This window comes from Arcobacter sp. ISO1 (assembly GCF_058105185.1).
The window spans coordinates 3042415-3054033 of record NZ_CM176573.1 but is presented as its reverse complement, the minus strand read 5'-3'; the positions used below and the strand labels follow the sequence as shown (position 1 = coordinate 3054033).

10 protein-coding genes are annotated in these 11619 nt (G+C 25.8%); 5 read left to right on the top strand and 5 right to left on the bottom strand.

Annotated elements, in window-relative coordinates:
* Window positions 1-14: 14 nt before the first annotated feature.
* From AC2TY9_RS15120 to AC2TY9_RS15110, 3 genes are read right to left on the bottom strand one after another with little or no spacing between them, the layout of a single operon-like run.
* The gene (locus AC2TY9_RS15120) at window positions 15-1001 is read right to left on the bottom strand and encodes an imelysin family protein (protein WP_489778382.1); all 987 of its coding nucleotides are present in this window, start codon (window positions 999-1001) and stop codon (window positions 15-17) included.
* Between the two features lies 1 nt (window position 1002).
* A complete protein-coding gene (locus AC2TY9_RS15115) occupies window positions 1003-2340 on the bottom strand; it encodes a di-heme oxidoredictase family protein (protein ID WP_489778380.1) in 1338 nt (445 codons plus the stop codon).
* Window positions 2309-3652, bottom strand: coding sequence for an imelysin family protein (locus tag AC2TY9_RS15110; RefSeq protein ID WP_489778378.1), 1344 nt, complete (start codon window positions 3650-3652; stop codon window positions 2309-2311). Before AC2TY9_RS15110 ends, AC2TY9_RS15115 begins: the two co-directional genes overlap by 32 nt.
* Before the next feature lie 279 nt (window positions 3653-3931).
* On the opposite strand from AC2TY9_RS15110, the gene AC2TY9_RS15105 reads away from it, so the two are divergent.
* A complete protein-coding gene (locus tag AC2TY9_RS15105) occupies window positions 3932-4063 on the top strand; it encodes a hypothetical protein (RefSeq protein ID WP_489778377.1) in 132 nt (43 codons plus the stop codon).
* 4 nt (window positions 4064-4067) lie between these two features.
* Here AC2TY9_RS15105 and AC2TY9_RS15100 read toward each other — a convergent pair whose 3' ends face one another.
* Together AC2TY9_RS15100 and AC2TY9_RS15095 are read right to left on the bottom strand one after the other, a co-directional pair.
* Window positions 4068-5039 carry a DUF3137 domain-containing protein gene (locus AC2TY9_RS15100; protein ID WP_489778376.1) on the bottom strand — a complete coding sequence of 324 codons (972 nt, stop codon included), beginning with the start codon at window positions 5037-5039 and terminating at the stop codon, window positions 4068-4070.
* Window positions 5040-5056: 17 nt separating this feature from the next.
* On the bottom strand, window positions 5057-5617 hold the full coding sequence (locus AC2TY9_RS15095) for a LemA family protein (RefSeq protein WP_489778375.1): 561 nt from the start codon (window positions 5615-5617) through the stop codon (window positions 5057-5059).
* Between the two features lie 100 nt (window positions 5618-5717).
* On the opposite strand from AC2TY9_RS15095, the gene AC2TY9_RS15090 reads away from it, so the two are divergent.
* The 4 genes from AC2TY9_RS15090 to AC2TY9_RS15075 all read left to right on the top strand — a co-directional run bounded on the left by AC2TY9_RS15090 (window position 5718) and on the right by AC2TY9_RS15075 (window position 11486).
* Complete coding sequence (locus AC2TY9_RS15090) at window positions 5718-7955, top strand: cache domain-containing protein (protein ID WP_489778373.1); 2238 nt, start codon at window positions 5718-5720, stop codon at window positions 7953-7955.
* Window positions 7956-8014: 59 nt separating this feature from the next.
* Complete coding sequence (locus AC2TY9_RS15085; RefSeq protein WP_489778372.1) at window positions 8015-10102, top strand: ATP-binding protein; 2088 nt, start codon at window positions 8015-8017, stop codon at window positions 10100-10102.
* A 78-nt stretch (window positions 10103-10180) separates the two neighbouring features.
* Window positions 10181-10579 (top strand): rhodanese-like domain-containing protein, encoded by a 399-nt coding sequence (locus AC2TY9_RS15080; protein ID WP_489778371.1) that lies wholly within the window; start codon window positions 10181-10183, stop codon window positions 10577-10579.
* A gap of 46 nt (window positions 10580-10625) precedes the next feature.
* Window positions 10626-11486 (top strand): DMT family transporter, encoded by an 861-nt coding sequence (locus tag AC2TY9_RS15075; RefSeq protein ID WP_489778370.1) that lies wholly within the window; start codon window positions 10626-10628, stop codon window positions 11484-11486.
* The last annotated feature ends 133 nt before the right edge of the window (window positions 11487-11619 follow it).

Below are 11619 nucleotides of genomic sequence, written 5' to 3'. Positions count from 1 at the left end.
ATCTTCCAATTTATTTAGTCTCCATCAGCATCTAAAATTTTTGCATTAATTGAAAGCTCTTCAATCATCTCAACAAATAAGATTACATGTATATTTGTTACTTCTTCATATAGAGTATTTGCATTAGAAAAATCATCATTTTTGATTTTTTTTACTTCATTAATAGAATTGTTTATTGATTCTTTTAAGGCATTTAAAATCTCACCATCAGTAATTGTTAATAAATAGTCACCATAATCATAGATTTCATCATTATCAAAAATCTCTTTGTATGTTTGTAAAATAGATAATATTGCCCTTGCAGAATTTTTACTTGTAAAATATTCTGCTCTACTATTATCTGGTTTATCTTTATATTTTTTTGTTTTACCTATAACATCACCAACTCTCCACTCTTTTAGTTTATAAGAGTTAGATACAACTCTATTGATAATAATAGAATTTGCTTTTTCTATTTGTTCAAAAAGTTTTTCTTTATTCTCTTTATAGCTCTTTTGTACATCACTTAGATGCATTATGATTCTGTTAATTATTGCAATTGAGATTTCATTTACTCTTTTTTCTGAAATATCTTTTTTGTAAATGATATATTCAAGTGCATTTATAGATTTTTGTGAGTTTTTAAATAAAGCAATTCTAAGTTCATCACTACTTTTTATTGCACGGTCTAATTGTTTAGTTATATCTTCATTTCCATTATGAAAAATATCGATGTATCTTGGAGTATCAATATAATCTTCATCCAAATCACCTAAAATATAAAAACTTTCAACACTTTTCCATGAACTAATAAGTTTAGAAAACTCCTCTTTTATTTTTTGAGTATTTTTATTTTCTAGTTGTTTTTTTAGATTTATTGCATCATTTACAGCTATTTCAATATCTTTTAAAATAACTTTTTCATATAAAGTCTCAATAACTTCAATGTTTTTTTTATCTGTATTAGCAACTAAACTAATTGTAAAAACAGTAAGTAAAACAATACTTTTTAATAATTTCATTTTATACCTCTTTTAAGAATTCTAATAATTTTCTTCTATCTTCTTTTTTTAAATTCATATATGTTTCTTTGACCTTTTTAGCTTCACCACCATGCCATAAAATAGCTTCTTGAAAAGTTCTAGCTCTACCATCGTGAAGAAGTCTTGGTTTTTTATTATTTATCTTTTCATGAAGTGATAAGCCCCATAAAGGTGCAGTTCTCCACTCTTTACCATTAGCTTTGCCTTCTGTTTTTCCATCAGCTAAACCCTCTCCCATATCGTGTAATAAGATATCCGTAAAAGGTGCAAACTTTATTCCGTTTTTTGTTTCAAAACTATCTATATGACAATTTACACATCCGATTTTTTTGAAGATTTCGTAACCTTTATTACTCTTATTTAGTTTTTGGCTGTATGTTTTTCTTTTTTCCAAATAAAATGTAATTGATTCAAGCCTTTGATTAGTTAAATCAATTGCATCTCTAGCTTTAGGTGCTTTGTTACACTCTTCTTGAAACTTTGTACAGGTTTCATCTTGATAATAGCTTGTTGTTAAACCCATATCATTATTAGCTGCATCCGCTGTTTGATGTTTCAAGGTTGAAATATTAGCTTTCCAAGAAAATCTTCCAAGTTCTTGTTTTTTTGTAATTGGTGAGTAAACAAAATTTGCACGACCTGAAATTCCATCACCATCTTTATCATTTGGGTCTTCATTTTTTAATATATCTTCATCACTAATTTGAGATATTAATCCAATACCATTTAAACTTGGAGCTAATCTAAAGCTTAAAACTGTTTTTTTATCTAAAGGACCATATTGTAAATTTTTTAAAGCATAAATTGGTTTTAAAAGTGTATCAATTTCTCCATCTGGAAACATAACTTTAATCTTTTCAAATTTTATATCAGTTTTCGCTTCATACTTTACACCATGGATTCCGTTTATAGCTATTTGTGAACCATAAATAGGATCATATGAAGGTTTTGGAATTAAACTTCTAGCAAAACTTCCATTTTTATTATAAAGTGTACCTCTACCATTGCTTGGGTGACAAGAAGCACAGGTATTTGCATTATAAAGTGGTCCTAAACCATCTCTTGCTGTTGTGGCACTTGGAGCTTCAACCCACGGGATTCTAAAAAAACTTTTACCTAAGATAAATTTATCATATTGCTCATCATTTAATCCATCAATTGGTTTTAAAAGTATAGATTTACTTTTAGTTGATGTTATATCATTTGCACTACAATTAACCGAAAAAAGCCCTATAGCAAAAATTGCTACAAGGGCTTTTATCAAAGTAATTTTAAAACAGAAGATATTATAGTTTAGTTTCTTCTGGATCTGTAACATCATCTTCACTTAAAGAAATTCCATTAGCAAGTGCTACTGTAACCATTTCATCACCAAGTTTTCTCATCTCATTTTTCATTTTAACAATCACTTTTGCTTGTGGATTATCTGGTTGAATTTGATAATCAAAGTGTGCAGTTGTATTTGCAGTTTTATTTACACTTGCAATTTTTTTCTCAATAGACTTCATAAGTGTGATAATTCTATCTCTATCTTCACTAGATAGGGCATCTAATAAAGAAGGTCCAAATGATTTACCCATATATGTTCCAGTTAATACATTTCTAAATCCAAGATAGTTTGCTGTTATATCTCTATGTGTATTATCAGAAAAACAAGAGTGCTCATCTTCTTCTGATGGAGTTAAAACTGCAACTGCAATTCTTTCATTTGCTAGTTCAGATTTAATAAATACACCCATTCCAGCAATAATTTGTTTTAAGGCATCTTGTGTTGGTATATTTTTTGATTTATTTTCACCAGTTAATTTTCCTAAAAATGCGTTTTTATATAAACCATCATTTGCCCAAGCTTTATTGATAACTTCTAAATCAGCAACAATTTTACTTGCAGCGGCTTTTAGATAAGCTAATCTTCTTGGTGCATTTGAATCACTTGTAAAATCACTTAGTGGTCTTTGTCCAGCTGTTAAAGGCCCATTTGTAATACCATCTTTAACAAAATTAGAATAATCTTGATCTTGTCCCCATAAAATAAACTCAATTGCATGGTATCCTGTTGCAACATTTGCATCTCCACCATTTTCATTTAAAGCTGTGATTGCATTTACAGTGATATTTGAAACATCAACTGCACTTGCTTCTTCTCCACCTGGGTTAAAAGAACCAACTGTATCAATAATATTTCCTGATGTTTTCTTCCCATCTGCATCAATGGTATAATCAATCATGTTTTCATCAAGTGGCCAAGCATTTAATTGTCCTTCTAAAGAACCATAATTATCTGCTACCCATCCTTCTTCAGCATCAATTGGACCGTTTGAAAGTCTAAAGATCTCAGTTTGCCCATATGATTCCCTTGAGACTAACCATGCATTTTTTGCAGTTGCTAAAGTGCTATTTGTTGGATTAGCTATAAATTTAGCAATTGCAAGTTCTAAACTCTTTGCATCATTTAAAGCATCTGAGTAATTAGCTTGTGCAATTTTTGCGTAAGTAACTAATTCAGAGTTTTCTTTTTTGATTTCTGTTTTATTTGAAGCTTGTATCTCTTGGTTTGATGTAGTACAACCTACAAATACTAAAGCTGCAGCTAAACTTAAACTTGAAGCGATTAATTTCGTTTTAGACATATTTTTCCTTTTAATATTAAAATGATACTTATTATCAATTGAATTTTGAAATTGTAAGAGAAAAATCCTTAATTAATACTTAATATTAATAATGGTTATCATTAAAATTTCTTTTGAAATTGATTTTCATTTTCTAAAACTAAGGAATGCAATTTGCATTCCTTAAAAATAGTTTCTGAAAGAGATGTTATTATTAAAACAATAATTGTTATCATTAATAATTAATTAAGCTATAGGTAAGTAATATACCGATATTCATTATCAAAATAAGGATAAAACGTGAAAAATGTAAATACAATAGAAAATTCAGTTTTTTATAAAACTAATTTAAAAATTCAAAATAATTTATGGAAAGCATATACTATAACTCTAGCAGTAAGTTTTATGATAGTTGGAATCAAAGGTTTTTAATAGTTTAATCTTTACTCCAGATTCTTCTATTTAATTTTAGTTCCTCAACGCATCCTATTACAAGGCTTAATATCTCTATATATTCGAAGATAAGTGTCTCATCTAATAAAGATGTAAAAACTGTAGGTTCAAATAGATCTTTTTTATAATCAATTGCAATATGTAACTTATTTTTTGTAAATGATATATAAATATCATTTTTAGACTTTTTCTTGAAATTTAAAATCAACTCCATAAGGTTTTGAGTTAAAATATATCTTGCTTCAATTTGGTCATCGGAATAAACAACAAACTCTTTTTCAAACTCAACACTATCCATTTTTACAAGTTCGCCCCTTGAAGTATTTTTTGATTGAAACCAAGAGCCAAGTAAATCACCAAAACTATTTTGAGCAAAATCTGGAAGAACAATTGTAGTGCCATAAAAGTTTTTATTAAAATCAGCAGCTATAAAAAGTCCTTGAAATATAGTAGAGTATTTAGTTCTTCCCTTTGAGTCTTTATATTTTTTTTTGGCATGTATATCTGAAAATTGAATTTGAGTTTTATCAATTGTTCCAATTGTAAAATCATTTCCTGTAAACTTGTCAGGGTAAGAAAAAAGTTTTGAATCAGCAAAAATAGTCTTAGAAATATGAAGGTTTGAAGAATAATTTAAATTTGAATCAATCTGTTTTATTAAAGGCTTTATTATATATTCTTTAAATTCACTTCTGTAGTCTTTTTTCATATATTTATATAAAAAAATTCCAAGTGAAACTAAAACAGCTATTGTAATAAAAATCCCATCTACACTATTTTGGCTATTGTAAAAAAAGATAAAGTAGATAGAGATTGCATTCCAAAACATTATAAAGTAGATAAAAAGAAGTTTGTTTTTTAATTTTTTTCTTTTCTCTTCAAGTTTATTTACATCTTTTACTAAAGTACTTTTATAAAACTCTTTTAGCTCATCAACACTTTTATTTTTTTGCAAGATTTTACTTTTTTAAATCATTTATTACTAAAAAGTTCTTTAACTAGAATATTATCTTTTTGTGTATCTTCTATTTCAAACAGTTCTTTTTCTTTATAGTTCATGATTTTAGCCATAAAATTTGTTGGTATCATTTCAATTGCATTATTATAATCTGTAACAGCTTGATTGTATGCTCTTCTTGATGCTGAGATTTGTTCTTCTATCTCATTTAATGATTTTTGTAATTCAATTACATTTTGATTGGCTTTTAATTCTGGATATTCCTCAACTGTAACCATAAGTCCTGCTAAAGCTTTTGAAAACTTTTTATCAATACTCATTTTTTGTGAATTGTTAATATCGTTTTTCATACCTTGTGTTCTTAAAAAGGTCACTTCTTCAAGCAGTGATTTTTCATGATCCATATATCTTTTAACACTTGCTACAATGTTAGGAACTAAGTCATATCTTTTTTTTAATTGCACATCAACTGAGGCAAAGAGGTTTTCCACTTGGTTCTTCTTAGCAATAAGTGAGTTATACATTAAAATAAGTATAATTGTCAAAATAATTAATATAATAATTGTTGTGTTCATTCTACTCCTTTTCTAGGCTGTTAGTTTAACTAAAAATATAAAAAATTGAAATAAAAACTAAAAAAAGATAGAATGAAAATAATATTATTTTGGATGTGTTATGAAAGAAAGAACTCTAGTAAATGTTATAAAATACTCTCCTTCTATTTTTATACTCCTTTTAACAATTGTCATCTCAATTTTAGTTTATAAAGAACACAAATCAAATATAGAAGCTGAAAAAAACCTCATAATGACAACTCAAATAGAAGATGAAAAAAGTGATATTCAATTTTGGATAGATTCAATTACCCAATCTATGATTATGATAAAAAAGAATACTGAAAACGATTTAAAAAATAACTTGAGAAATCAAGTTCATAATGCATATGAAATTGCTTATAGAATATTTAATAAATACAAAAATGAAAAAACAAAAGAGGAGATTACTGATATTATAAAGACATCCCTTCGTTCAATTAGAAACAATGAGGGAAGGGGTTACTTTTTTATTTATGAAATGGATGGTACAAATATCTTAAATAGTGATTTCCCAGAGATTGAAGGAACTTCTTTATGGAACTATAAAGACTTAAAAGGAGTTTTTCTACTTCAAGAGATGAATAAAATCTTAAGTCAAAAAAGTGAAACCTTTTATGATTGGTATTGGCATAAATCAACTGATAAGAAAAAAGAATATAAAAAAGTTGGCTTATTTAAAAAATTTGAACCCTATAATTGGTTTATCGGAACAGGTGAATATGTTGATGATTTTGAAGAGAGTTTAAAAAAGAAAATTTTAAATTATATAAGTAAAATAAGATATAAAGATGATAGGTATATATTTATAACAGATGAGAATGCGAAAGTTTTATCCCATAAATATACTAATTTGATTGGTTTAGATATCACTAAATCTATAAAAGATTTCAAACAATATTACGAAAATAAAGAGATGTTTTCAAATGGAAAGTTTATTGAATATCCCTTTAAAGAAGATAATATAAACAAAAAAATCAGTTATGCAAGATGGATTAAAGAATGGAATTGGGTTATAGGAACAGGTTTTAACTTTGATAAAATTAATGACAAAATTATACAAAGACAAAATCACCTAGAAACTAAATATAATGAATATCTAAAAGAGACTATATTTTTAAGTTCAATCTTGATTTTTATTTTATTAGTTATTTCACATATTATTTCAAGATATGTAGAAAAAAGCTTTTATAAATATAAATCAAGTTTAGAAGAGAAACATAAAACTTTAATTAAAGCTCAAAAAACTGCAAGTATTGGGGACTGGAAATTTGATATTAAAACTCAAGAAGCATATTGGTCTGATGAAATTTTAAATATTTTAGGAATTGAAAAACTAAAAGAGAAAGCTGGGCCTACTTTTCTAAAGAAAATCATGCATCCTGATGATTGGAAAGGATTTGAATCTTCGCTAAAAAATACTATGAATAAAAAAACTGACCATGCTTGTATTTATAGAATAATTAGGCCTAAAGATAAGAATATTATTTGGATTGATTGTAGAGGACAATTAAGTGAAGATAATCAAAAAATTTATGGAACAATACAAGATATAACAAAAAGAAGACTACTTGAAGATGAAAAAGATCAAAAAGAGGCACTTCTTTTTCAACAAAGTAAATTAGCTTCAATGGGAGAGATGTTAGGAAATATTGCCCACCAATGGAGACAACCTTTATCTTTAATAACTACTACTGCAACTGGAGCACAAGTACAAAATAAATTAGGAATTTTAGACAGTAAAACAATTGATAAAAACTTACAAAATATCACTGAAACAGCTAAACATTTATCCCAAACAATTGAAGATTTTAGAACTTTTTTTAAGCCTAAAGATGATGAGTTCAATGAATTTAGTATAAAAGATATTATCTTTAGAACATTAAATTTAATCAATGTGCAATTCAAATCAAAAAATATTATAATCATTGAAGATATAGAAGATTTAAAGATTGTTTCTTTAGAAAATGAATTAGTGCAAGCTTTAATTAATATATTAAATAATGCTAGAGATGCATTAATTGATATAGACAATATTGATCAAAAACTTATTTTAATAAAAACATATGTAAAAAATGAAAAGTTAACAATAGAGATTCAAGACAATGCAGGAGGAATACCAAAAAACATATTAAATAGAGTATTTGAACCATATTTTACAACTAAACATCAAACCAATGGTACTGGTATTGGACTTTATATGACTCAACAGATTGTAGAAAAACTATTAAATGGTTCTATAAAAGTTAAAAATAAAGATTTTAACTTTAAAACTAAAAGTTATCATGGAGCAAATTTTAAAATCATTCTCCCCTTTTAAATAAATAATTTAATTTTATTATAATCTTATTACAATAGCATTATTATTAAAGGATTAAAATGATAAATGACAATTCTAAAATTAGATATTTTGTAAAATCATTACTCATTATTTCATTCATAAATATAATCATCACAGGCTTACTGTATCTATTTTTGGTAAATAAAGCTAAAGATGATATCTATAATGAATTTAATACAATTGCTAATTATGATTTTACACAAACTAAAAAATTTATAAATGATAAATTTACATACTACAAAAATATTTTAGATTCCTTGGAAAACTCACAAGCTTTTTCAAACTATCTTAATACAAATGATTCAAACAATTTAAAAGAGATTATGTATACAATCACAAAAGCTAGTTTACCTATTTTTCAATTAAGATTTTTAGATAAAAATGGAATGGAAAAAATTAGAATTGATAAAGATAAAAACAATAAGGTTTTTGAACAAAAGAATCTACAAGATAAAAGTGAAAGATACTATTTCAAAAAAACTATTTCACTAAAAGATGGGGAATACTATATATCAAATTTAGATTTAAATGTTGAACAAAAGAAAATCCAACACCCTTATAACCCAACTATTAGAATATCGAAAGCGATATATAAAAATAATCAACTTCACGGAATACTAATAATTAATTATAATGCATCAGAGATTATAAACACTCTTGTAGAAAATAAATTTTTTGATGTTTATTATATGGATAAAAATGGCAATTTCTTTTTGCATCCTAATAAGTCAAAAAATTATTCATCTCAACTAAACACAAAATATAAAGTGATAGATGAAATCCCTAATATCAATGAGTTAATAAAGAATAATCATGTTGACAAAAATAAAAGATATTATCTAAGTAAACTTGTTTTGACTGACGATGATTTTTATGTAATCTATTTTTTAAAAAACTCTATTTTTGAAGAAAAACTTGCTTTAGTAAAGCATGATACATTTTTAATTTTCTTTACTGTATTTATTATTACAATTCCAGTGATTCTTATTGGAATTTATGTTCAATCAATGAATGCAAGAATATTAGATACGATTATTGATAACACCCCTTATCCTGTATTTCTTGAAAATGACTCAGGAAAATTTGTAGTAGTTAATAATTCAATGGTGAAAATTCTTGGTGCAAAAAGTAAAAAAGAGATTGTTGGTAAGAGGATAGAAGATTTACTTGATAGCAAATATGCAAATACTTTTAGAAAAAATATTGATAAAGCCCTTGACATTGGAAGAAGTGAAGAGGAGATAGAATTTACTGATTCGAATTCAAAAAGATATTTTTTTGATACAAAGTTGATCAAAATATCACTATTGGGGAAATTGAATAAGGTTTATGTTCTTGGAATTGCTATTGACGTAACACAACTAAAATCTTTAAATCAACAATTAGAAAATTTAGTTGATATTGAAATCAAAAAAAGAATCTCTTTAGAAAAAGATTTAATACAAAAAGCAAAAATGGCAGAGATTGGAAATCTTTTAGCAAATTTAATTGATCAGTGGAAAAATCCTTTAAATATTATAAAAGTAATATCAAGTGGAGCAAGATTAAATATAGAAGCAAATAATATAAATATTGAAGAGATAGATAATCATTTTGAGCAGATTGATACTCAAGTAGAAATCATGGTACAAATCTCAAATGAATTTAAAAACTTTTTTAATCCAAATGAAAAAGCAAGTAAGTTTATCATTAAAAAAGTATTTGAAAGTGTTAGAAATATTTTATCAACAAGATTAAAACATAATGAAATTGAAATTATTTATGATATGGATGAAACCCTTTCTATTGAAGGTTATACAAATGACTTTGCCCAAGTTATATTATCTATATTAAATAACGCAATTGATGAATTTGAAAGGAATAAAGTAAATGATAAAAAAATATTTATAAATGCCTTTTTAAATGATTCTATTATAATTGAGATTATTGATAATGCAGGGAAAATAGATGAATCTTTATTGCCAAATAAACTTTTCGAAGAATATGAAACAACTAAAAAAGAAAAGAATTTAGGTCAAGGTTTACTTATATGTAGAAAAATTATTGAAGAAAGTTTTTCAGGAAAAATAACTGCATATAATATTAATAATAATGCTGTATTTAAAATAGAGCTACCTTTAGTTTAGAATTTAATCTTGAGCAAGTTAGTATTTTTTAATTAATTTAAGTTAATATATTAGATATATTATATTTAGGAATTTTAAATGAAAATAGTATTCTCTTTGCTTTTTTTATCAGTATTTAGTTTTGCACAGTTTATTGGGATAGATCCAACTGTACTACAAAAAAAAATCGATGAAAATGTAGTTGTTATTGATATAAGAACTCCACCTGAATGGGTACAAACAGGTGTTGTTCCTACAAGTAAAACTTTAATGTTCTTTGATCAAAATGGTAATTATGATGTTGAAAAATGGCTTCAAGAATTTACTTCACATGTAAAAAATAAAGACCAAGCCTTTGTATTAGTTTGTAGATCTGGTAACAGAACAGGCATGCTTGGAAACTTCTTAGCTAAAAAGTTAGGATATAAAAATGTATTTCATCTGCAAAATGGTATAAAATCATGGATAAAAGAAGAAAAACCAACTATTAAAAACTAATTATAAAACTACAAATTTTATTAAAATCATTAAGTTAGGAGAAGTATTGTTAAAAGACACAAGAATACAAGGTATGATAATAGCTACCTTAGGTGTTTTTATAATTAGTTTTGATGCATTGATAATCAGATTAGCAAACACAGATGCCAGTGTTGTAACCTTTTATAGAGGCTTATTTATGGGTATTAGTATGCTTCTTTTATGGCTTGTAAATAATAGAGGTAAAATAACATTTAAAATAAAAGTAAAAGAGTTTTTAACTTTTAGTCTTGTAACAATTCTTTCTAGTGCAGGGACTTGTTTATTTGTTTTTTCCATAAAGTATACAATTGCTGCAAATACAGTTGTACTTCTTGCTACAGCAGCATTTTTTGCTGCGATATTTAGTTACATATTTTTAAAAGAAAAAATTAAAAAAAATACTTTGATTGCGATAATAATATCATTTTTAGGAATAGCAATTATTTTTGGAAGTAGTTCCTCTTTTGGTTCATTAGGGGATTTATTAGGGGTTCTTTTAGCAATTGCAATTGGACTTGAATTAACATTATTAAGAAAATATCAACATTTTTCAAAGGTTTTGATCATCTCATTAAGTGGTTTTCTAATTGCAATAATAATGTATTTTTCAAATGACAATATTTTTGATGTAACATCAGAAAATCTTCAATGGTTATTTTTAATGGGCTTTATACAAATTCCATTGGCAATGTATTTGATTTTTTTAGCTACTAAATATATCACTTCAGCAGAGGTTAGTTTATTCTCTATTATTGAGACAGTTTTAGCTCCTGTATGGCTATGGCTTGTTTTGGGTGAGTTAGTACCTAAAATGACTATTATTGGAGGAGTATTAGTTGTAATTGCAATATTTATTAATGCTATACCAAATAAAAAGTATAATTAAAAATTTTATTAGAAGATGCTATTTTAGGCTAGTCTTATAATAAAGATAACTCTTTTTAATATTTAAACTCTTTAATAATTAACTTTTAATTTACCACTGTCTTTTACAATTTCATTATCAAATTTGAAAAGGT